Source organism: Actinomadura sp. NPDC048955 (assembly GCF_040649435.1).
Lineage (GTDB): Bacteria > Actinomycetota > Actinomycetes > Streptosporangiales > Streptosporangiaceae > Spirillospora > Spirillospora luteofluorescens.
This window is the reverse complement of the sequence record NZ_JBEZJI010000048.1, coordinates 53,849-74,027: the sequence shown is the minus strand read 5'-3', so window position 1 is coordinate 74,027 and position 20,179 is coordinate 53,849. Positions and strand designations below refer to the sequence as shown.

Annotated in this window: 21 protein-coding genes and 2 tRNA genes; 12 read left to right on the top strand and 11 right to left on the bottom strand. The window is 71.7% G+C overall.

Annotation, left to right across the window (positions count from 1 at the left end):
- Nucleotides 1–377: 377 nt before the first annotated feature.
- Nucleotides 378–450: transfer RNA gene (locus AB0C84_RS33685), tRNA-Arg, on the bottom strand.
- A 130-nt stretch (nt 451–580) separates the two neighbouring features.
- Between AB0C84_RS33685 and AB0C84_RS33680 the strand changes: the two genes are divergently transcribed.
- Both AB0C84_RS33680 and AB0C84_RS33675 read left to right on the top strand, forming a co-directional pair.
- Nucleotides 581–1,018 carry a hypothetical protein gene (locus AB0C84_RS33680; protein ID WP_338739881.1) on the top strand — a complete coding sequence of 146 codons (438 nt, stop codon included), beginning with the start codon at nt 581–583 and terminating at the stop codon, nt 1,016–1,018.
- Between the two features lie 82 nt (nt 1,019–1,100).
- Nucleotides 1,101–2,138: a D-alanyl-D-alanine carboxypeptidase family protein gene (locus AB0C84_RS33675; RefSeq protein ID WP_179844112.1), complete on the top strand. Its 1,038-nt coding sequence runs from the start codon at nt 1,101–1,103 to the stop codon at nt 2,136–2,138.
- Nucleotides 2,139–2,154: 16 nt separating this feature from the next.
- Here the strand turns inward: AB0C84_RS33675 and AB0C84_RS33670 are convergent, their stop codons facing one another.
- The 8 genes from AB0C84_RS33670 to AB0C84_RS33635 form a co-directional block, all read right to left on the bottom strand.
- A complete protein-coding gene (locus tag AB0C84_RS33670; RefSeq protein ID WP_361074302.1) occupies nt 2,155–2,574 on the bottom strand; it encodes an MscL family protein in 420 nt (139 codons plus the stop codon).
- A gap of 112 nt (nt 2,575–2,686) precedes the next feature.
- Complete coding sequence (cpaB, locus tag AB0C84_RS33665; RefSeq protein WP_361074300.1) at nt 2,687–3,301, bottom strand: Flp pilus assembly protein CpaB; 615 nt, start codon at nt 3,299–3,301, stop codon at nt 2,687–2,689.
- On the bottom strand, nt 3,298–4,125 hold the full coding sequence (locus tag AB0C84_RS33660; protein ID WP_361074298.1) for an S-methyl-5'-thioadenosine phosphorylase: 828 nt from the start codon (nt 4,123–4,125) through the stop codon (nt 3,298–3,300). The genes cpaB and AB0C84_RS33660 overlap by 4 nt, the downstream gene beginning before the upstream one ends.
- Nucleotides 4,126–4,244: 119 nt before the next feature.
- A complete protein-coding gene (locus AB0C84_RS33655; protein WP_361074296.1) occupies nt 4,245–6,371 on the bottom strand; it encodes an MMPL family transporter in 2,127 nt (708 codons plus the stop codon).
- A gap of 349 nt (nt 6,372–6,720) precedes the next feature.
- A complete protein-coding gene (locus AB0C84_RS33650) occupies nt 6,721–7,086 on the bottom strand; it encodes an FmdB family zinc ribbon protein (protein WP_361074295.1) in 366 nt (121 codons plus the stop codon).
- A gap of 161 nt (nt 7,087–7,247) precedes the next feature.
- Nucleotides 7,248–8,732 (bottom strand): potassium/proton antiporter, encoded by a 1,485-nt coding sequence (locus tag AB0C84_RS33645; RefSeq protein ID WP_361074293.1) that lies wholly within the window; start codon nt 8,730–8,732, stop codon nt 7,248–7,250.
- A gap of 103 nt (nt 8,733–8,835) precedes the next feature.
- Complete coding sequence (locus AB0C84_RS33640; protein WP_361074291.1) at nt 8,836–9,825, bottom strand: NAD(P)-dependent oxidoreductase; 990 nt, start codon at nt 9,823–9,825, stop codon at nt 8,836–8,838.
- A 92-nt stretch (nt 9,826–9,917) separates the two neighbouring features.
- Nucleotides 9,918–10,499, bottom strand: coding sequence for a 5-formyltetrahydrofolate cyclo-ligase (locus AB0C84_RS33635; protein WP_361074288.1), 582 nt, complete (start codon nt 10,497–10,499; stop codon nt 9,918–9,920).
- A 34-nt stretch (nt 10,500–10,533) separates the two neighbouring features.
- Between AB0C84_RS33635 and galU the strand changes: the two genes are divergently transcribed.
- Genes galU through AB0C84_RS33615 form a run of 4 tightly spaced genes read left to right on the top strand, consistent with a single transcriptional unit; the run spans nt 10,534 to nt 13,653 of the window.
- On the top strand, nt 10,534–11,460 hold the full coding sequence (gene galU, locus AB0C84_RS33630) for a UTP--glucose-1-phosphate uridylyltransferase GalU (protein ID WP_258944106.1): 927 nt from the start codon (nt 10,534–10,536) through the stop codon (nt 11,458–11,460).
- A 26-nt stretch (nt 11,461–11,486) separates the two neighbouring features.
- A complete protein-coding gene (gene glp / locus AB0C84_RS33625; protein WP_339156627.1) occupies nt 11,487–12,695 on the top strand; it encodes a gephyrin-like molybdotransferase Glp in 1,209 nt (402 codons plus the stop codon).
- 5 nt (nt 12,696–12,700) lie between these two features.
- Entirely contained in the window at nt 12,701–13,171 is a 471-nt protein-coding gene (gene moaC, locus AB0C84_RS33620; protein WP_179849383.1) for a cyclic pyranopterin monophosphate synthase MoaC, read from the top strand.
- An 8-nt stretch (nt 13,172–13,179) separates the two neighbouring features.
- Nucleotides 13,180–13,653 (top strand): MogA/MoaB family molybdenum cofactor biosynthesis protein, encoded by a 474-nt coding sequence (locus AB0C84_RS33615; protein WP_339156629.1) that lies wholly within the window; start codon nt 13,180–13,182, stop codon nt 13,651–13,653.
- A gap of 29 nt (nt 13,654–13,682) precedes the next feature.
- On the opposite strand, the gene AB0C84_RS33610 is transcribed toward AB0C84_RS33615, so the two are convergent.
- Nucleotides 13,683–14,516: a DeoR/GlpR family DNA-binding transcription regulator gene (locus AB0C84_RS33610; RefSeq protein ID WP_361074286.1), complete on the bottom strand. Its 834-nt coding sequence runs from the start codon at nt 14,514–14,516 to the stop codon at nt 13,683–13,685.
- 94 nt (nt 14,517–14,610) lie between these two features.
- Here AB0C84_RS33610 and nagA point away from each other — a divergent pair, with 94 nt between their 5' ends.
- From nagA to AB0C84_RS33580, 6 genes are all read left to right on the top strand, one after another.
- Nucleotides 14,611–15,741 carry an N-acetylglucosamine-6-phosphate deacetylase gene (gene nagA / locus AB0C84_RS33605; protein WP_361074284.1) on the top strand — a complete coding sequence of 377 codons (1,131 nt, stop codon included), beginning with the start codon at nt 14,611–14,613 and terminating at the stop codon, nt 15,739–15,741.
- Between the two features lie 91 nt (nt 15,742–15,832).
- The gene (locus tag AB0C84_RS33600) at nt 15,833–16,453 is read left to right on the top strand and encodes a GNAT family protein (RefSeq protein WP_179849381.1); all 621 of its coding nucleotides are present in this window, start codon (nt 15,833–15,835) and stop codon (nt 16,451–16,453) included.
- A 215-nt stretch (nt 16,454–16,668) separates the two neighbouring features.
- A complete protein-coding gene (locus AB0C84_RS33595) occupies nt 16,669–17,211 on the top strand; it encodes a hypothetical protein (protein ID WP_361074282.1) in 543 nt (180 codons plus the stop codon).
- A gap of 47 nt (nt 17,212–17,258) precedes the next feature.
- A tRNA-Ala gene (locus tag AB0C84_RS33590) sits at nt 17,259–17,332 on the top strand.
- A gap of 160 nt (nt 17,333–17,492) precedes the next feature.
- Nucleotides 17,493–17,801 (top strand): hypothetical protein, encoded by a 309-nt coding sequence (locus AB0C84_RS33585; RefSeq protein WP_361074280.1) that lies wholly within the window; start codon nt 17,493–17,495, stop codon nt 17,799–17,801.
- Between the two features lie 124 nt (nt 17,802–17,925).
- Complete coding sequence (locus tag AB0C84_RS33580; protein WP_361074278.1) at nt 17,926–18,048, top strand: hypothetical protein; 123 nt, start codon at nt 17,926–17,928, stop codon at nt 18,046–18,048.
- 175 nt (nt 18,049–18,223) lie between these two features.
- Here the strand turns inward: AB0C84_RS33580 and AB0C84_RS33575 are convergent, their stop codons facing one another.
- Nucleotides 18,224–20,014 carry an alkyl sulfatase dimerization domain-containing protein gene (locus AB0C84_RS33575; protein ID WP_361074307.1) on the bottom strand — a complete coding sequence of 597 codons (1,791 nt, stop codon included), beginning with the start codon at nt 20,012–20,014 and terminating at the stop codon, nt 18,224–18,226.
- Nucleotides 20,015–20,179 lie beyond the last annotated feature (165 nt).

Here is a 20,179-nt window from a genome sequence, read left to right as displayed (position 1 = left end):
CTTGCCGGTCCGGCGGTCGATGCCGACGATCCGGCAGGCTTCCCCGCTGCTGTAGCCCTGATCCATGAGCTGGAAGTATGCAACCCGCTCCCGGGTCAACTTCTTTCGGCCCTGCGGCCTCCGGTCCTTCCGAATCTCGAAGTCCATCGCGACCCCTCAGCAAGGGTGTTGCGACGACCACTAGAAGGGGAGCCGGGAGAAGGGCCGCTTTCGTTGCGGTACGAGTGCGCGACGTTCGATCGCAGATGATTCCGGAGAACACCCGAGCAGCACCGGCGCGGAGGCGGAGACCGACACAGATCCGCGCCCACCTCAGACCGCGGTACCCGTCAGGCGTCCACGCGCTGGCCGCAGGCCACTCGCGGTGGTCGGAAAAGCGCCTCCGGCAGGATTCGAACCTGCGGCACCCGCTTTAGGAGAGCGGTGCTCTATCCCCTGAGCTACGGAGGCGTGTCGTCGCTCGCGGGTAGAGCGTAGCGGACGGCACCTACAGGGTAGGGGAAGGGGAGCCGTGAACGCTCCCTGTTATGTGCGCCGGGCCCTAGGCCGGGAAGGGGCGGTGTGGGTACGCTTCCGTTCCGTGACGGGACGGCATCGTGGGCAGCCTAAGGACGGGGACGCCGGGGACGCGGTGGTCGAGGAATCGCCGCGCGGCAGGCGGATCGCGGTCGTCGCGGCGGCGTTCGCGGTGCCCGTGCTGGTGGCTTCGGTGATCGCGTTCGGGCTGCGGGAGGAACCCGTCCGGGAGCGGCCGGAGTCGGCGGGACCGCCCGCGCGGAGTGAGGCGCCGGCGGAGCCGGAGGGTGAGCCGACGATCGGGACGTACGTGCCGCCGGCGGCGGAGCCGCAGGTGGTGACCAAGCCGCCGAAGCGGGCGCCCAGGCCGGTGGTGACGCCGCGGAGGGGGACGCCCACTCCGGCGCCTTCCCCGTCCGTGCGCGGGCGGCGGCCGTGCCCCGCGGGCTGGGAGGACGTCTGGTGGATGCGCCGGTGGTGCGAACATCACCGAAGTCGCTGAACCGGTTACGGACAGGTCATCGTAGAACCTGTAGTAGCGTTCTGCCGCTGTTCCGCTTTTGGGCATCAGGAGGAAAACCACCGTGCCGAACCCCCGGTCGGCGGCGCTGACCGCGGTCTTCCTGGTGATGACGACGCTCTCACCGCACGGCGCCGCGAACGCGGCCGCGGGGGCCGACCCGCTCGAGTCGCTGCGCCGCGAGGCGACGAAGGCGCGCACCGAGCTGGAGAAGGCCACCGAGAAGATGGAGACCCGGAAGAAGGACCTCGCCGGGTCTCAGGTGAAGCTGCGCGCCACGCTGAAGGACCTCGCCGGGGCCGAGGCCGAGCTGAACCGGATACGCGAGCCGCTGGCCAGGCTCGCGAACACCTCCTACCAGCAGAGCGGCGCGGCCGGCTCCATGGCGATCTTCGGGGGCGGGGATCCGAGCACGGCGCTGCGGTCGACGGCGGACGTGACGCTCATGGCGAGGTCGCAGCAGGCGCTCGTGGAGCGTGCCGACGAGCTCCAGGACCGGCGGCAGCGGCTCGCCTCCACGGCGCAGGAACTGCAGTCGCGCAACGCGGTCGAGCAGACCCGCCTCCAGCAGGAGGTGGACGGGTTGAAGAGCCGGTCGGCGCAGCTGACCAAGCAGCTCAACGCGATGCTCGACAAGCTGGCGGTGACGCGGCAGAAGCGGCTCGAACTCGGCTGCGACAAGTCACTGGCGAAGGAGTCGAAGAAGTTCCCCAACGGGCTCATCCCGTCGAAGTACCTGTGCCCCCTGCCGCAGAAGAACGGCCACAGGCTGCGGGCGGACGCGGCGCTCGCGTTCTACAAGCTGAACGAGGCGTACAAGCGCAGTTTCGGCCGCGACATGTGCGTGACGGACGCCTATCGGAGCCTGTCCGACCAGCATCGTGTCTACGCGCAGCGGCCCGGCTTCGCCGCCGTCCCCGGGACGAGCAACCACGGCAAGGGCCAGGCGCTCGACCTGTGCGGTGGTGTGCAGAGTTCGGGTTCCGCCCAGTTCAACTGGATGGAGGCCCACGCCGGGAAGTACGGATGGATCCACCCGGCCTGGGCCTACAGCAACCCGTTCGAACCCTGGCACTGGGAGTTCGGGACGGAGAACGGGTGAGCCGGGCCGCCCGGCGTCATCGGGCGGACGGCACCTCGTGGGCGGGGACGACCTCCGCGGTGCAGTAGCGGCAGCGGCGGGCCTTCAGCGGGATGTCGCTGAGGCACTGCGGGCACTCGCGCTCGGTGGCCTCCTTGCCGCGGTCCATCCGCTCGATCAGCTTGGTCGTCGGGAGCACGACCAGGAAGTAGACGATCAGGGCGGTGATGAAGAACGCGACCGCCGAGGTCACGAAGACGCCGTACGGGAACGTGGTGCCGTTGATGTCGACGGCCAGGCGGGTGTAATCGGGCTTGCCGCCGAGAAGCGCGATCAACGGGGTGATGAAGGAGTTCGCGAAGTCCTTCACGAGCCCGGCGAACGCCGCTCCGACGACGAACGCCACCGCCAGTTCGACGAGGTTCCCGCGGAAGAGGAACTTCTTGAATCCGCTCATGCCGGCTCCAGGGGTTGTCGGGGGTCGCGCCCCTGGCTGTGGGGCGCATCAAACGGCTACGGATCGTAATGAAGTCATCCGTGATTAGCCAAGTCGGCGCACCTCGCGGAGGTCAGGTGATCGTCAGGGCCAGGGGCGCGGCGGCGCCGGCCAGGGCCATCGCCTGGGGGCGGTCGGTCGCCAGGACGACGAGGGCGCCGTCGCGGGGGTCGTTCTCGTCCGGGGCCGGGATCGCTATGACCGGGACTTCGGAGACCACCACGCGGGCCGCGTCCCAGCGGGGGCGGGCGCCGGGCGGGCCGTTCGCGGGGTCGGCCTCGGGGACGGTCAGGACGTCCACGCGGTCGCCGGGGTGGACGAGGCGGGCGGCGCCCGCGTCGGCCAGACGGACCGGCGTGGCGACCGTGCCGGGGCCGTAGCCGCGCAGGAGCCCGGCGCCGACGACGCGGGCGTCGGTGAGGGGTTCGCCGCGGCGCATGGGGCCGGCGAGGACGCGGCCGGCGCCGCCCGTGCGGAGCGTGCCCGACGGGACGGCGGACGGCGGCAGGTCGAGGCCGCGAAGGTCGGACGGTGAGAGGGGCGTTCCGGCGGGCAGGTCGCGGGCGGCGGCGAGGACGCGGACGGACGGCGGCGGGCCGGGCCGCAGAGCCAGGAGCGCCAGGCCCGCGGCGGCCGCGGCGAACAGCGCCGCCAGCGGCCGCCGCAGGCGGGATAAGCGGGCGCTCACGGCAGTTCCAGGGGGAGCTCGATGCCGTCCAGGACGGTGGCGCAGCCGCAGGTGCGCTCGGCGGGCAGCGCCTTGACGACGTCGCCGACGACGCCGCGGAGCCGGTCGATGTTCTCGCCGAAGACGCGCAGGACCTCCTCCATCGTGACGCCCTCGCCCTCCTCGATGCCCGCGTCGAGGTCGGTGACGAGGCAGAGCGAGGTGTAGCAGAGCGCCAGCTCGCGGGCGAGGACGGCCTCCGGGTGGCCGGTCATCCCGATCAGCGTCCACCCCTGCGCGGCGAACCACCGGGACTCGGCGCGGGTCGAGAAGCGGGGGCCCTCGATGACGACGAGCGTGCCGCGGTCGACCGGGTCCCATCCGGAGGCCTGCGCGGACTCGACGGCGGCGCGGCGGCCCGCCGGGCAGTACGGGTCGGAGAACGAGACGTGGACGGCGGCGCCCTGGTCGTAGTAGGTCTGGTCGCGCCCCGACGTCCGGTCGGCGAGCTGGTCGGGGACGGCCAGCGTGCCGGGCCCGAGGTCGGGGGTGAGGGAGCCGACCGCGCACGGCGCCAGCACCTGGCGGACGCCGAGGGACCGCAGCGCCCACAGGTTGGCCCGGTAGGGGATCTTGTGCGGGGGGAAGCGGTGGTCGCGGCCGTGCCGGGGGACGAAGGCGACGCGGCGGCCCGCGAGCTCGCCGATCGCGATGGGGTCGCTGGGCGGGCCGTAGGGGGTGTCGACCCGCACCTCCTCGATGTCGTCGAGGAACGAGTAGAACCCGGAGCCGCCGATGACCCCGATCTCGGCGGTGGGCTGCGACGGGGAAGCCGAAGTGGACATGCCGCCGACCCTAGCCACCCGGGCGCGGTGCCCGGCAGACCGTCCACCGATTGTGGATAACTCCGCCGCCGCATGATGAAGGGCCCGGCCGGAGCCGGGCCCTTCCGCGTTCTCGGGCGTCAGCCGACCGGGTCCAGCACCTTGGCCGGCGCGGCGGGCGCCTCCTTGGCGAGCCGTCCCGGCGTCCAGATCCGCCGCCCGATGTCGTAGGACAGGGCGGGCAGCAGCAGCGACCGGACGACGAGGGTGTCGAGCAGGACGCCGAACGCGACCGCGAAGCCCATCTCGACCATGAACACCAGCGGCAGCGTGACCATGGACGCGAAGGTGGCCGCGAGCACGAGCCCGGCCGAGGTGATCACACCGCCGGTGACGGTGAGGCCCCGCTGGATGCCGCGCCGCGTGCCGAGGGCCTGCGACTCCTCCCGGACGCGGTGCATCAGGAAGATGTTGTAGTCGACCCCCAGCGCGACGAGGAAGATGAAGGCCAGCAGGGGGAATCCGGAGTCGGTGCCCTCGAACCCGAAGACGTGCTCGAAGATGACCGCGCAGGCGCCGAGCGAGGCGAGGAACGACAGCACCACGGTGCCCATCATCAGCAGCGGCGCGACGACGGCGCGCAGCAGCGCGATGAGGATGAGCAGCACCACGGCCAGCACGATCGGGATGATGACCTTGTTATCGCGGGTGGAGGCGCGTTTGATGTCCAGGTATGTCGCGGTCGTGCCGCCGACCTTGGCGTCCGCGGACGGGACGGCGTGCACCGCGTCCCGCAGCCGGTCGATTGTCGCGCGCGCGGCCTGGCTGTCGGCGGCGTCCTTCGCCGTCGCCTCGTACTTGACCAGGCCGCCCGCGGTGACGGGGTCGCTGACTTCGGCGACGCCCGGCGTCCCCCGCACGGCCCGGGCGAGCTGGTCGGACGCGGGGGCCTTGCCGATGACGAGGGCGGGGGAGCCGGAACCGGCGGCGTAGTGCCGTGCGATGACCTCCGAGCCCTTCACCGAGTCGGGCTTGCCGGTGAACTGGCCGGCGTCCGACAGGCCGTCCGCCTTGAGCGAGCCCAGCCCGAGGGTGAGGACGATGAGGCCGAGCATGGTCACGGCCCAGAGCGCGCGCGGGCGCTTGCCCACCATCCCCGCCACACGGCTCCAGACGCCGTGCTCGGCCTCGTAGGCCTCGGGCTCGAGGTACTTGGCGTCGTAGCGGGGGATGAGCGGCCAGAACAGCCAGCGGCCGCAGATGACCAGAAGGGCGGGCAGGAGGGTCGTCATGGCGGCGAGCGCGGTGAGGACGCCTGCGGCGGCCACGGGGCCCATCCCGGCGGTGGAGTTCATGTCGGCGAGCAGCAGGCACAGCAGGCCGACGGCCACGGTGGCGGCGGAGGCGATGACGGCGGGCGCGGCGCGGTGCAGCGCGTAGGCCATGGCTTCGTGCCGGTCCTCGTGCCGGTGCAGTTCTTCCCTGTAGCGGGCGACGAGCAGCAGGGCGTAGTCGGTGGCGACACCGAAGACGAGGACGGTCAGGATGCCGGCGCTCTGGCCGTTGACGGTGAGGTCCGCGTACTTGGCGAGCAGGTACACGGTCGACTGGGCGAGCCCCAGGGCGAAGACGGCGCTCAGGACTGGGACGAACCACAGGACGGGGCTGCGGTAGATGAACAGCAGCAGGACGATGACGACGAGACCGGCGGCCATGAGCAGGAAGCCGTCCAGGCTCTGGAAGACCTCGAACTGGTCGGCGCCGCCGCCGGCGGGGCCGGTGACGTGCGAGGCCAGTCCGGGGGGTCCGCGCTCGGCGAGGTCGCGCGCCTGGTCGACGGCGGCGGTGAGGTCCTCGTCCGTCAGGGGCACGAGGGTCTGCAGGGCCTTGCCGTCCTTGGACGGGAACGGCCCCTGGGCCTTCTGCGCTCCGGGCAGCTTCTGGAAGGCGGCGACGTCGGACTCGGCCTTGGCCTTGTCCGCCGCGGTGATCCCGCCGGACCGCTCGTAGACGATGACGGCGAGCATCGTCTCGTCCTTGCGGAACCGCTCCTGCAACTCCACGACCCGGGTGGACTCGGCCCCGGCGGGCAGCCAGGACGCGGCGTCGTTCTTCTCGACGTCGCCGAGCTTGCCGGCGAGGGGGCCGAGAGCGGCCAGCAGGACGACCCACAGGGCCAGGACGGCCCATTTCGTGCGCCGTCCGGCGATCAGTCCGGCCAGGCGGTGTGTCCGCGGCCTCGGGGGAGCCGGGCTAGGTGCGCTCATGGTTCCTCTCCTGGTGTGCACCGGGCGATATTGAGATATGTCGCGTTCGCCGTAAGAGTCTCTCGTTGTCCGAGAGATGTCAAGTAATATCGCGAATCACGGAAGCGCCGCAGGTGGCGGGCTTCGCGGGGGAGGGCCCCTGCCGAGATGAGGGGTTCCTCCCTGTCTTCTCAATCGTTGCGAACCGCATCCCCCCGCGCCTCCGGCGTCAGGACGGACCTGCGCTACGTCTCATGAGGCAAGCGAAAGCCGCCGCCTACCCCTGGAGATGTAGGCGACGGCTTCCGGGTACGACGAAAGCCGGGGGATCCGAGCGGATCCCCCGGTGCGAGCGGAGATGCCTAGAAGGTCAGGCGACCTTTTCGGCGGACGACGACTTGCCGGTCGAAGAGGACGACGACGAGTCGGAGGACTTCGAGGACGAGTCGGACTTGGCGGAGTCGCCAGAGGAACCGCCCGAGTCGCCGGAAGAGCCGCTGGACGACCCGTTGGAGGAGCCGTTCGACGACGCCCCCGCGGTGGTGGACGACTTGCCGGAGCCGCGGCTGTCGGTGCGGTAGAAGCCCGAGCCCTTGAAGATGATCCCCGCGGCGGAGAAGACCTTGCGGAGCCTGCCGGTGCACGCCGGGCACTCGGTCAGCGCGTCGTCGCTGAACTTCTGCACGACCTCTAGAGGCTCGCCGCACTCGGTGCAAACGTACTGATACGTCGGCACGGTTCCTCCTCGCTGACTCAGCCCGGCGCGAGCCGGACTGGCACTCACTCTAGACGACTGCTAATGGTACCCATGCGTGGAACAGGATTCGCCCCCGGGATGTTCCCAGGCGGCGCGCCGCGAGGCCTGGGCAGGGCGAAGGCCCCGGCGCGCCGCGGGGGTCACTGGCCCTTCTCGCCGAACCAGCCCGCCAGCCTGCCCTTGCGGCTGACCGCGCGCAGCCTGCGCTCGGTGGCCTCGCGCACCTCGGCGGTGGTCACGACCAGCAGGGTGTCGCCCGCCTGCAGGGGCGTGGTGGGCTCGGGCACGAAGCTCGCCCCGTCCCGCACGACGAGGGTGATCGACGCGCCGGGCGGCAGCCGCAGCTCGAAGATCTCCACGCCGCTCATCAGCGAGTCGGAGGGGATCCGCACCTCCAGCAGGTCGGCGTGCAGCTCCTCCAGCGGCGCCGCCTCGACGTCCAGCTCGCGGGTCTGCTCGTCGCTCTTCAGCCCGAACAGCCGCGAGGCCAGCGGCAGCGTCGGCCCCTGGAGCAGGGTGAACACGACGACGATGTTGAAGACGATCGCGAAGAGCCGGTCGGCGTGCTCCACCTCCGCGACCATCGGGATGGTGGCCAGGACGATCGGGACGGCGCCCCGCAGGCCCGCCCAGGACGCGAAGAGCTTCTCGCCCCACGACAGCCGGAACCCGATCGTGGACAGCACGACCGACAGGGGGCGGGCCACCAGCAGCAGGACGAAGCCGACGATGAGCGCCGGCAGGATCTGGCCGGGGAGGTCGCCGGGGTCGGCCAGCAGGCCCAGCATCACGAACAGCCCGATCTGCGCGAGCCATCCGACGCCCTCGGCGAAGCCCCGGGTGGCGGGCCGGTGCGGCAGTCGCGCGTTCCCGAGGACGAGGGCGCTGACGTAGACGGCGAGGAACCCGCTGGCGTGCATCAGGGAGGCGGCCCCGTAGGAGCCGATGGACAGCGACAGGACGGCGATCGGGTAGAGGCCGGACGCGGGGAGCGCGACGCGGCGCAGCGCCTGCGCGCCCAGCCAGCCGATGGCGACGCCGACGATCCCGCCCGCGACGAGCTCGTAGACCATGACGCCGAGCAGTTCGGCGAGGTTGGGGGCCGTGCTGTGGGCGCTGAGCGTCACCACGATGATCACGACGGGGGCGTCGTTGAAGCCGGACTCGGCCTCCAGCAGGCCCGTCAGCCGGGACGGCAGGGGCAGCCGGCGCAGCACCGAGAACACCGCGGCCGCGTCGGTGGGGGCGAGCACGGCGGCGAGCAGGAACGCCGGGCGCCACTCCATGTCGATGAGCCACATGGCGGACAGGGCCACGACGAGGATGCTGATCAGCGTGCCGAGGGTGGAGACGCTGAGCGCGGCCGGCACCGAGGGCCGTACGCGCCGCCAGCTGGTGGTGACGCCGCCCTCGGCGAGGATGAGCACGAGGGCCGCGAGGCCGAGCGTCTCGGCCAGTTCCGCGTTGTCGAAACGGATGTGGAGGGGGCCGGACTCGCCGACGAGAAGGCCGAGACCCATGTACGCCAGCAGCGTGGGGAGGCCCGCCTGGTGTGACAGCCGGACCGCGACGATGGCGCTGAGTACGAGCGTGGCCCCGAGGAGTAGCCAGATGTCGAGGTGCACATCCCACCCTTCGGGGTCGTCAAAGTTGATCGTTTAGGAATCCTACAGATTCACGGGCGAATCGCATATTTACGATTGAGGGACGGCGTGTCCGGGATGGCCGCTATCGCCGGATGACCTGCGGATTGATCCCGTTCACTACGTTCTGTACGTCTCGTCCCTGTACGGCCGCGGTGACGTTGTCGCGCACCATCCCGAGCAGGTTCAGCTGCGACTGGACGGACGCCCCCGCCGTGTGCGGCGACAACAGGACGTCCTCGCGGGAACGCAGCGGGTGCCCCTCCGGAAGGGGCTCCTGCTCGAACACGTCCAGGGCCGCCCCGGCCAGGCGTCCCGACTCCAGCGCGGCGAGGACGGCGCCGTCAGGCGCGATGCCCCCGCGCGCCACGTTCACCAGCAGTGCCCTGTCCGGCAGCAGGGCGAGACGCTCCGGACCTATCAGCCCCCTTGTCTCCTCTGTCAGCGGCAAGGCGAGGACGAGAACGTCGGACGTCGCCATGAGGTCGTCCAGTTCCCGGTACGTCGCCGCCGCCTCGGGACGCCTCCGCCTCGTCCAGTACGAGACCGCGCAGCCCAGGGCCGCGAACAGCCGCGCGGCCTCCGCGCCGATCGCGCCGAACCCGACGACGCCGACCCGCTGCGTGTGGATCTCGCGCGGGCCGAGCGCCGCCATCTCCATCTGCGGCCATCCGCCCGCGCGGACGGCGCGGTCGCCCCGCGCGAGGTTGCGGCACAGCGCGAACGCCGCGCCGACCGCCCACTCCGCGACCCCGCGCGCGTTGAAGCCCGCCGCGTTGGCCACGGGCACGCCCGCCGCCGCCCACGCGGCGACGTCGATGCTGTCGATCCCGACCGCGGGCATCTGGACGAACGACACCCGCGGCGCCGCCGCCACCGCCTCGGCGTCCAGCGCCAGCCGGCCGGTGAAGTCGCCGATCACCAGGTCGGCCCCCGCGAGCGCGGCGAGCAGGCCCGCCCGATCCCTGGCCCGCGGGAACGTCACCTCGGCCGCGTCCCCCAGCGGCGCGAACAACCCTTGGACGATCTCGTCCGCGATCGGGGGCAGGGAAAGGATCCGCCACGGCGCCGTCATCTCGTACCTCCCGTCGGGCCCTGCTCGACCGCGTCCCCCATCCGCGATCTTGGCCCTCTCACTCTACGAGCAGGGCGGCGTCCGCGGGCAGGTCAGCCCAGGCGGACCAGCCCCCGCGACGGCGTCACCACCGCCCGGACGCGCTGGTCGTGCGGCTCGGCGGGCACGTCGTCCACCAGCTCCCCGTCGTAGAGCAGCGCCGCGGTGAGGATCGCCGGGCCCACCCGCGCGAGCGCCCGGTCGTAGGAGCCGCCGCCGCGGCCGAGGCGCACGCCCGCCCGGTCGACCGCCACCGCGGGCACCAGCACGACGTCCGCGCTGGCCACGGCCCCGGGACCGCGAGGAGGCTCGGACGACTCCAGGCACCCGCGGGCCCCGGGGACGAGCGAGTCGGGTCCCTCGTAGGACGCCCAGTCGAGGTCGCCGTCCGGGAGCAGGCGGGGAACCAGCACGTACGTGCCGCGCTTCCACAGCGCGAACAGCAGGCTTCGCGTGTCCGGCTCGTCGCCGATGGAGACGTACGCCGCGATGGTCCCGGCCATCTCCACCTCCGGGACCGACAGCAGCGCGTCCCGGATCGGGCGCGCCGCGCCGGAGCGCGTCTCGGGCGGCATCGCCGCACGTCGTGCTAGCAGTTCGGCCCGGAGGCCGGTCTTCGTGGCGATGGGGTGCACGCTGTGGTCCTCGCGGATGGCTAGGGTCCTGTATATGGCCGACATTGCACCAGTGCTCAAAGCGGTCGTCCCGGCGGCCGGCCTCGGTACCCGATTCTTGCCCGCGACCAAGGCGACTCCCAAGGAAATGCTGCCCATCGTCGACAAACCGGCGATCCAGTACGTCGTCGAGGAGGCGGTCGACGCCGGGCTGTCCGACGTCCTGATGGTCACCGGACGCAGCAAGCGCTCCATCGAGGACCACTTCGACCGAGCGTACGAGCTGGAGGAGGCGCTGCGCGCCAAGGGCGACGACGAGCGCCTGGAGGCCGTGCACGAGTCCAGCGATCTGGCGATCATGCACTACGTCCGGCAGGGCGAGCCGCGCGGCCTCGGGCACGCGGTGCACTGCGCCCGCCAGCACGTCGGCCGCGAGCCGTTCGCGGTGCTGCTCGGCGACGACATGATCGACGCCCGCGACAAGCTGCTGCAGCGCATGATCGAGGTGCGCGGCCAGCACGGCGGCAGCGTCATCGCGCTGATGGAGGTCGAGCCCGACCAGGTGTCGGCGTACGGGTGCGCGGCCATCGAGGCGACGGACGAGGAGGACGTCGTCCGCATCTCCGACCTCGTCGAGAAGCCCGCCGCCGAGGAGGCCCCCAGCAACTGGATCATCATCGGCCGCTACGTCTGCGACCCCGCGGTGTTCGACGTCCTGGAGAAGACCCCGCCCGGCCGCGGCGGCGAGATCCAGCTGACCGACGCCCTGCGCACCCTCGCCGACATGCCCGCCGACCAGGGCGGCGGCGTCTACGGGGTCAAGTTCCGGGGGCGCCGCTACGACACCGGCAACAAGCTGGAGTACCTGCGGACGGTCGTCCAGTTCGCGGCGGAACGGCCCGATCTGGCGCCGGAGTTCCTGCCGTGGCTGCGGGAATTCGTCCGGACGCAGGACGGCGTGGGCGACACAACGGATTCGTGACGACGCGTCAGACTGGGGCCGTGGCTATGAGAACGGTCGACGAGCATCTGACGGAGATCCTCGGCAGCGTGGCACCGCTGCCGCCGCTTGACCTGGCACTGCTGGAGGCGCAGGGCACGGTGCTCGCCGAGTCCGTGTCCGCGCCGGTGCCGCTGCCGCCGTTCGACAACTCCGCGATGGACGGCTACGCCGTCGTCGCGGCGGACATCGCGCCGGCCACCGAGGCCGACCCCGTCGTGCTGCCCGTGGTCGGCGACATCGTCGCCGGCGACTCCGGCGTGTCGGCGATCCGGCCGGGCCTGACCGCCCGGATCATGACGGGCGCGCCGCTGCCGGCCGGCGCCGACGCCGTGATCCCCGTCGAGTGGACGGACGGCGGCAACGCCACCGTCCGGATCTCGCGCGCCGCCCCGCCGGGCAACTACATCCGCCGGGCGGGGGAGGACGTCCTCGCAGGTCAGGTCGTCGCCGAGGTCGGCACCCGGCTCGCCGCCCCGCAGATCGGCATGCTCGCGGCGATCGGACGGTCCCGGGTGACCGTCCGGCCGAAACCGCGCATCGTGGTCGTCTCCACGGGCGACGAGCTGCGCGAGCCGGGCACCTCCCTGGCGCCCGGCCAGATCTGGGAGTCCAACAGCTTCATGCTCACCGCCGCGGTGGTCGAGGCAGGAGGAACGGGCTTCCGGCAGGCCACGGTGCAGGACGAGCCCGCCAAGGTCTTGGAGATGCTTCACGACCAGCTCGTCCGGGCCGACGCCATCGTCACCACCGGGGGCGTCTCCATGGGCACCAGGGACGTCGTCAAGGAAGTGCTCACCGGCACCGGAACTGTGGATTTCCACAAGGTGCGAATGCGTCCTGGCAAGCCGCAGGGGTTCGGCCTTCTGGAAGGCACTCCCGTCTTCACGCTCCCTGGAAACCCCGTGAGCGCGTACGTGTCGTTCCAGGTGTTCGTCCGTCCCGCCCTACGCGTCATGCAGGGGCTGCCGCCCGAACCGCTGCCCACCGTGAGCGCCGTCGTCGCCGAAGACATCAAGTCCCCCGCGGGGCTCCGCCACTTCCTGCGAGGCAGACTCTCGTTCACCAGGGGCTTCTACACCGTCACCGCGGCCGGCGTGCAGGGCTCCCACCAGCTCGGGTCCCTGTCGTCGGCCAACGCGCTCATCGAGATTCCGGAGGACGTCGAAGCCATGCCGGCCGGTTCGCACGTCGAGGTCATGAGGTTGCCGTCATGAGCGCCATGGGTTCCGAGTTCACCCACCTGGACGACAAGGGATCGGCCCGCATGGTCGACGTGTCGTCGAAGGACGTCTCGACCCGTACGGCGACGGCGACGGGGTTCGTCCGCCTGTCGCCCGAGTGCGTCGCCCTCCTGCGCGCCGGCGACATCCCCAAGGGCGACGCCCTGTCCGTCGCCCGCATCGCCGGGATCATGGGGGCCAAGCGCGTGCCCGACCTCGTCCCGCTCTGCCACCCGATCGCGCTGCACGGGGTCACCGTCGACCTCGCCATCGCCGACGACGGCGTCGCGATCACGGCCGTGACCCGCACCGCCGACCGCACCGGCGTGGAGATGGAGGCCCTCACCTCCGTCACCGTCGCCGCGCTCGCGCTGGTCGACATGGTCAAGGCCGTCGACCCCGCCGCCGTGATCACCGACGTCCGGGTCGAGGAGAAGACCGGCGGCAAGACGGGGGTGTGGCGGCGTTGATCAGGGCGATGGCGGTCACCGTCTCCAACCGCGCCGCGGCGGGCGTCTACGAGGACCGGTCCGGCCCGGTGCTGGTCGAGATGCTGGAGGACATCGGCTGCCAGGTGGACGGCCCCGTCGTCGTCCCGGACGGCGAACCGGTCACCGGCGTCCTGCGCGACGCGGTCGCCGCCGGCTACGACGTCGTCGTCACCTCCGGCGGCACCGGCCTCACCCCGACCGACCAGACCCCCGAGATGACCCGGCCGGTCATCGAACGGGAGGTCCCCGGCATCGCCGAGGCCATCCGCCTGGAGGGACGCGAGAAGGTCCCCGCCGCGATCCTGTCGCGCGGTCTCGCCGGCATCGCGGGCCGCACCCTCATCGTCAACCTGCCCGGCTCGACCGGCGGCGTCCGCGACGGCATGACCGTCCTGGCCCGCGTCCTGCCGCACGCGGTGGACCAGATCAACGGCGGCGACCACCCCCGCCCGCCGTCCTGACACCGCTCCCGCGCCGCGGCCGCCGGACCCTACGCCTGGATGACCTGGACGCCGGCCTCGGTGAAGGCGGCGATCTCGGACTCGGGCGCCGTCCCGTCCGTCACCAGGACGTCGATCTCGTCGGTGCCGCAGATGCGGGCGAACGCCCGGTGGCCGACCTTGGTGCCGTCCGCCACCACGACCACCCGGTCGGCGCGCTCGGCCATCAGCCGGTTCACGACCGCCTCGCCCTCGTTGTGGCAGGTCGCGCCGTGCCGCGCGGTCACCCCGTTCACCCCGATGACCGCCACGTCCAGCGTCACGTGGTCGAAGATGCCGGTGGCGAGGGGCCCGGTCAGCTCGTAGGACTGCGGCCGCGGCACCCCGCCCGTCAGGACGATCTTCACGTGCGGCCGGACGGCCAGCTCGTTGCCGATGTTCAGCGCGTTCGTCACGATCGTGATCGCCGGGGTCGGCCCCTCCGCGTGCAGGTCGGCGCGCGTGGCGAGCACCCGGGCGACCTCCGACGTCGTCGTCCCGCCGTTCAGCCCGATGATCGACCCGGGTTCGGCCAGCTCGGCGGTCGCCGCCGCGATCCGCTGCTTCTCGGACGCGTTCCGCGCCGCCTTGTACCGCAGCGGCAGGTCGTAGCTGACGCTCTGCGCGACGGCGCCGCCGCGGGTGCGGGTCAGCATCTGCTGCTGCGCGAGCTGGTCGAAGTCGCGGCGGATCGTCGCGGCCGACACCCCCATGCGCAGGGACGCCTCCTCGACCGTCAGCCGCCCGGCGTCCGCGAGCAGTTCGAGCAGCGCGTTCCAGCGCTCGTGCCGGGTCACACCGGCCCCCTTTCCTGCGGGTGGACGGGACTCCGGGGAGGTGGTCATCCGCGGATTCTAGCCCTGCGCGCCCCTGGTCTTACCTGAGCGTTGCGGCCATGGAACAATCACTAACGATCATATGCGTGCATTGGGGGATTCCATGGCGAAGCCGGACGACGACGGCGCCGTTTCCTTGGTCGACGCGCGGATCGTCCTCCCGGACGGCGTCCGCGACGGCGCCCTCCACATCGCCGGCGGCACGATCGCGGCCGGCCCCGGCACCGGTGAGGTGATCGACCTCGCCGGACGGTACGTCGTGCCCGGCTTCGTGGACATGCACGTCCACGGCGGCGCCGGAGCCTCCTACCAGCTCGGACGCCCGGACGAGGCCCACCGGGCCGCCTCCTTCCACCTGGCGCACGGCACCACCACCACGATGGCGAGCCTCGTCACCGGCGACCCGGACGAACTGGCCGGCGCCGTCGAGGGCCTGGCCGGCCTCGCCACCGACGGTGTGATCGCGGGCGTCCACCTGGAGGGCCCCTACCTGGCCCCCTCGCGCTGCGGCGCGCACGACCCGGCGCTCCTGCGCGCCCCGGACCCCGCCGAGTTCCGCCGCCTCGTCCGCCTCGGCCGCGGGCACCTGCGCATGATCACCCTCGCGCCCGAGCTGCCGGGCGCCCTCGACCTCGTCCGGGAGGCGGTGGACGCGGGCGTGATCGCGGCCGTCGGCCACACCGACGGCACCGGCGAGGCCGCGCGGGCGGCGTTCGACGCGGGCGCCCGCGTGGCGACGCACCTGTTCAACGCGATGCGCCCGCTGCACCACCGCGAGGGCGGCCCGGTCGCCGCCGCCTTGAACGACCCCCGGGTCACCGTGGAGCTGATCAACGACGGCGTCCACGTGGAGCCCGCCGTGGCCCGCCTCGTGTTCGCCGCCACGCCCCGCGTCGCGCTCATCACCGACGCGATGGCCGCGGCCGGGATGGGCGACGGCGACTACCGCCTCGGCGTGATGGACGTCGAGGTCCGCGACGGCCGCGCCGTCCTCGCGGGCGGGACGTCCATCGCGGGCAGCACGATCACCATGGCGGACGCCTTCCGCCGCGCCGTCTCCGACGTCGGCCTGCCGATCGAGCGCGCCGCCGAGGCCGCGTCCCTCACCCCGGCGCGCGCCCTCGGCCTCGACGCGCGCGTCGGATCACTGGAGCCCGGCAAGGACGCCGACCTGGTCGTCCTGGACGACGACCTGCGCGTCGACTGGGTGATGAAGCGGGGCCGCCGCGTGTGACGGCGGTGGCCGAACGTCCCGCGTGCCCGATTTCTCGGGGACAATATGGCGTTCAGACATCCGACCAGGGAATCATGGAACCGTGGAACGTTTGCGGGGATGGCCGGTCACCCTGACCGAGGGCCCTGTCGGGCTGCGCCCGCTGCGGCACCGCGACGCCGCCGTCTGGCGCGAGCTGCGGGTCCGCAACGCCGACTGGCTCCGGCCCTGGGAGCCCACCAACCCCGAGACGCCGCTGTTCCGCAGCGGCCTCGGACCGTACGTCAGCATGGTCCACACCATGCGCCGCGAGGCCCGCCACGGCCTCGCCCTGCCCTGGGTCGTCACCCACGAGGACGACTTCGCCGGCCAGCTCACCATCGGCGCGATCGTCTGGGGTTCGGCGCGCTCCGCGCAGATCGGCTACTGGGTCGACAGGCGCGTCGCAGGCCGCGGCGTCATTCCCACCGCCGTCGCCCTCGCCGTCGACCACTGTTTCTTCACCGTCGGCCTGCACCGCCTCGAAGCGAATATCCGTCCGGAGAACACCGCGAGCCGCCGCGTCGTCGAAAAACTCGGATTCCGCGAAGAGGGAATTCGGCGCCGCCATCTGCACATCGACGGAGCCTGGCGCGACCACATCTGCTACGCCCTCACCGTCGAGGACGTGCCCGGTGGCCTGCGCGCCCGCTGGCTGGCAGACCGGAAACAGGCATTTCCCCGGCGCACCTGAGCGGCCCATGACTTTCCCGCCGTAAGAATCCTGCGATCGAGAAGTCCCGGCAAACGGAGAGTAACGGCGAGATCGATCTCGCGACACACCGCCCCTTATGCTCGTCAACCTCTGACAGCCCCTCGTACCGTGCGGGGCGTGACCCTGCTCCCATTGCACGTTCGCGCGCCGAAAGTCGGCCCGCCTGCCGAGCGTGCCCTGGAACGGTGGGGCCGATGAGCAGCGCCGTCCTTTACCTCGCGATCGTCGCCGTCTGGGCCGTCGTCCTGGTGCCCATGTGGCTGCGCCGCGACACCGAGACCACCGGGATCTCCCGCCTCCTCCACAAGCGTCCCGACGAGCCCGCCGCCGAGGACGACGGCGACGAGGAGGAGACGCTCCGCGACGAGGAGGCCCCCGCCCCGCGCCGCCCGGTGAGCCGCGCCACCGTCATCGCCCGGCGCCGCCGCCGCACCTCCGGCCTCGCCGCGCTGCTCCTCACCTCCGTGGCGGTCACCGCCTCCGGCCTCACGCCCTGGTGGATCATCGCGCCCCCGGTCCTGCTCCTGGCCGGCCACCTGGCGCTCCTGCGCGTCGCCGTGGGCATGGACACCGCCCGCCGCCGCGCCGCCGCCCAGGCCCGCGCCGTGGCCCGCACCCGCGCCCTGGAGGCCCGCCGCGCCGCCGAGGCCACCGAACCCGCCGAGGTCATCGAACTCATCACCCCCGACGAGGTCTTCGACCAGTACGCCGCCGACCGCCGCGCCGTCGGCGAATAACCGGTGCGCGAGCACTCCCCGATGTTTGCTAACCTTACGGAGTCCTCGGGGCTGTAGCGCAGTCCGGTAGCGCACCTCGTTCGCATCGAGGGGGTCAGGGGTTCAAATCCCCTCAGCTCCACCCAGGTCAAAGGCCGGTTCTCCGAAGAGAAACCGGCCTTTTTGGTGTCCGTACAGCAGCGAAGTACGGCTACGCCCCCTCTCGCGGGGATGCACGTCCACGTGCGTTGTGTCAGGGCTTCACTGTTCCGGCGTTGATGGTGCGGCCCTGGGTGGTGTCGATGAGGACGGGCGAGCCGTCCGGGATGACCCCGTGCAGGCGGCTGAGCAGATCCGGGACCGGGGGCAGGCCGTTCGGGGTGCGGACGGAGATGTGGAAGGTCCTGGACCGCGTCTGGACGCTGGTGACGGTGGCGCCGGGGGTGGCCGCGAGCCATGCGGTGGCGGCGTCCTTGACCTGGGATCGCCAGGCCGCGAACAGGTACTTCGCGGCTGTGCTGACGCCGAGGGGGACGATGACGACCAGGCCGACGGCGCTGAGAGCGAGGGCGGTCGGGATGCGGGTCGGCTCGGCCTTTGCGCCCAGGTAGCCGAGGGCGGCGAAGATGAAGGTGCCGGCGGGGCGGTTCGAGGGCGACGACCGCGGCCGCGCCGCCCAGGACGAACCAGCCCGCGCCGGTCCTGGTCCGTTTCACCAGGGGGAGTGCCAGGCCCATGATCGGGATGGACAGGGGAGCGATGATCATGGCTCCGATGGCGGTCGCGGTCGAGTCGGAGATCACTCCTGTGGCGGCGATGACGGCGGACAGCACCAGCATCGTCCAGTACGCCGAGTAGTTCGACGGGCGGTCGCCCGAGCGCAGGTCCAGTTCGGCGGTGAGTTCCTCCAGCGTCCGCCGCTGGGCCGCGGGGACCAGCAGTTTCCGCATCCGGGTCAGCACCGCGTCACCGGTTCAGGGTGAGATGTCGCGCCGCTCGGACTCGGCCGGGCGGGATTCGCCTCATCGGCGGGTCAGGGCGTGACGATGTCGAAGTCGCGGTCGACGTCGTCGAGGAGGCCGATCAGCGTGGCGACCGCCCGGCGGTCGCCGTCGGCGTGGACGTCGCCGAGTTCTCCGGTGGAGACCATGCGGAGCAGTTGCGGTTTGGTCAGGGTCAGGGTGAGGTCGGCCGGGGTGCCATCGTGGGTTCGGTTCTGGGTGAGGACGCCGTTGGCGAGGCTGAGCCGGACCTCGTTCTTGAGGTCGGTGAAGACGCAGTCGATGATCAGGCGGGTGTCCCAGGCGCGCGGGCCGTTGACGCGGATGGCGAGGGAGTCGAAGATCTGCTCGATGCTCAGCGCCATGAGGACGTCCGGGGACGAGGTGTCGAGGGTGTTGGTGGGCTTGTCACCGCGCAGTTCGGCCGCGCCCTGGAGGTAGAAGTTCCGCCAGGTGGCGTTCTCGCTGCCATGGCCCAGCTTGTCGTAGACCCGGGCGAGAAGCTCGCGTGCCGCGGTGTTGCCCGGATCGGCGAAGACGACGTAGTTGAGCACCTGCGCGGCCCAGCGCGCCTCGCCCGCCGCGAGGGCGGCCTCGGCCTTGGGAAGGACGCTTTCGGGGCCGCCCATGAACTCGACGTGCTTCTTCGCCGATTCCTCGGGCGGCAGTTCCCAGAGGTGGGCGGGGTTGCCGTCGAACCAGCCCATGTACCGCTGGTAGACGGCTTTGACGTTGTGGGAGACCGAGCCGTAGTAGCCGTGCGTGTGCCAGGCCCGGTCCAGCGCGGGCGGCATCTGGATCATCTCTGCGATCTCGGTGCCGGTGTGGCCCTGATTGAGCATCCGGAGCGTCTGGTCGTGGATGTAGGCGTACAGGTCCCGCTGCTGGGACAGGAAGGCGGTCAGCTCGCGGGTGCCCCAGGTCGGCCAGTGGTGCGAGGCGAACAGCAGGTCGGACCCGGCGGCGAACGTCTCGATCGCCTCGGTGAGGTAACGCGCCCACACGCGCGGGTCGCGGACGATCGCGCCTCGCAGTGTCAGCACGTTGTGGAGGTTGTGGGTGGCGTTCTCGGCCATGCACAGGGCGCGCCGGTCGGGGAAGTGGAAGTTCATCTCCGCGGGCGCCTCGGTGCCGGGGGTCAACTGGAAGACGATCCGGACACCGTCGATCACTTCCTCCTGTCCGGTCTCAGTGATCGACAGCGTCGGCTCGATCAAGGAGATCGTGCCGCTGGACGTCGTCGGACCGAGCCCGGCGCCGATCTGCCCGGTGGCGCCCCTGGGCAACTCCGCTCCGTACATGAAGATCGCGCGCCGGTTCATGGCGGTGCCGGCGTAGACGTTCTCGGAGACGGCGTGCTCCAGGAAGCCGGCCGGAGCGATGATCGGGACGTCGGCGCCCTCCGGCACCACCCCGCGGACACCACCGAAGTGGTCGGCGTGCGAGTGGCTGTAGATGACCGCCTTCACCGGACGGTCACCCCGGTGCTCCCGGTAGAGCGCCATGGCCGCCGCCGCGCACTCCACCGACAGCAAGGGGTCGACGACGATGACACCCGTGTCACCCTCGACGAGAGAGATGTTCGACAGGTCGAAGCCGCGCACCTGGTAGATGCCGTCGGCCACCTGGTAGAGACCGTGCTTGGCGGTGAGCAGCGGCTGCCGCCACAGGCTCGGGTTCGCCGTGTCGGGGCATTCGGCGTTGAGGAAGCCGTAGGCGCTCAGGTCCCAGACGATTCGGCCGGAGGCGTCCTTGATCTCCGTCTGCGAGGCCGTGCCGACGAACCCTCTGTCAGCGTTGGTGAAATCGGTCCGATCCTCCATCGACGGCGCAGCGTCCACGCTTCCTCCTCGGCGCACGTTTCGTCAGCAACCAAGCACTTCCCTGGTGCAGCCCACAGCAGCACCGCGGACGCACCAAGAGACCGCCAATCCCGCCATAGGACGACTCGGTCCACGAACCGTGAGAACGCGGAGCGCCGGTCCGTT

What these genes read in the sequence shown, in the direction of transcription:
- AB0C84_RS33610 (WP_361074286.1), bottom strand. Translation starts at nt 14,516, where the DNA reads ATGACCACCTCCCCGGAGTCCCGTCCACCCGCAGGAAAGGGGGCCGGT.
- nagA (WP_361074284.1), top strand. Translation starts at nt 14,611, where the DNA reads ATGGCGAAGCCGGACGACGACGGCGCCGTTTCCTTGGTCGACGCGCGG.
- AB0C84_RS33585 (WP_361074280.1), top strand. Translation starts at nt 17,493, where the DNA reads ATGAGGACGGGCGAGCCGTCCGGGATGACCCCGTGCAGGCGGCTGAGC.
- AB0C84_RS33640 (WP_361074291.1), bottom strand. Translation starts at nt 9,825, where the DNA reads ATGACGGCGCCGTGGCGGATCCTTTCCCTGCCCCCGATCGCGGACGAG.
- AB0C84_RS33595 (WP_361074282.1), top strand. Translation starts at nt 16,669, where the DNA reads ATGAGCAGCGCCGTCCTTTACCTCGCGATCGTCGCCGTCTGGGCCGTC.
- AB0C84_RS33575 (WP_361074307.1), bottom strand. Translation starts at nt 20,014, where the DNA reads ATGGAGGATCGGACCGATTTCACCAACGCTGACAGAGGGTTCGTCGGC.
- glp (WP_339156627.1), top strand. Translation starts at nt 11,487, where the DNA reads ATGAGAACGGTCGACGAGCATCTGACGGAGATCCTCGGCAGCGTGGCA.
- AB0C84_RS33655 (WP_361074296.1), bottom strand. Translation starts at nt 6,371, where the DNA reads ATGAGCGCACCTAGCCCGGCTCCCCCGAGGCCGCGGACACACCGCCTG.
- AB0C84_RS33670 (WP_361074302.1), bottom strand. Translation starts at nt 2,574, where the DNA reads ATGAGCGGATTCAAGAAGTTCCTCTTCCGCGGGAACCTCGTCGAACTG.
- moaC (WP_179849383.1), top strand. Translation starts at nt 12,701, where the DNA reads ATGGGTTCCGAGTTCACCCACCTGGACGACAAGGGATCGGCCCGCATG.
- galU (WP_258944106.1), top strand. Translation starts at nt 10,534, where the DNA reads ATGGCCGACATTGCACCAGTGCTCAAAGCGGTCGTCCCGGCGGCCGGC.
- AB0C84_RS33580 (WP_361074278.1), top strand. Translation starts at nt 17,926, where the DNA reads ATGATCGGGATGGACAGGGGAGCGATGATCATGGCTCCGATGGCGGTC.
- AB0C84_RS33615 (WP_339156629.1), top strand. Translation starts at nt 13,180, where the DNA reads ATGGCGGTCACCGTCTCCAACCGCGCCGCGGCGGGCGTCTACGAGGAC.
- AB0C84_RS33660 (WP_361074298.1), bottom strand. Translation starts at nt 4,125, where the DNA reads ATGTCCACTTCGGCTTCCCCGTCGCAGCCCACCGCCGAGATCGGGGTC.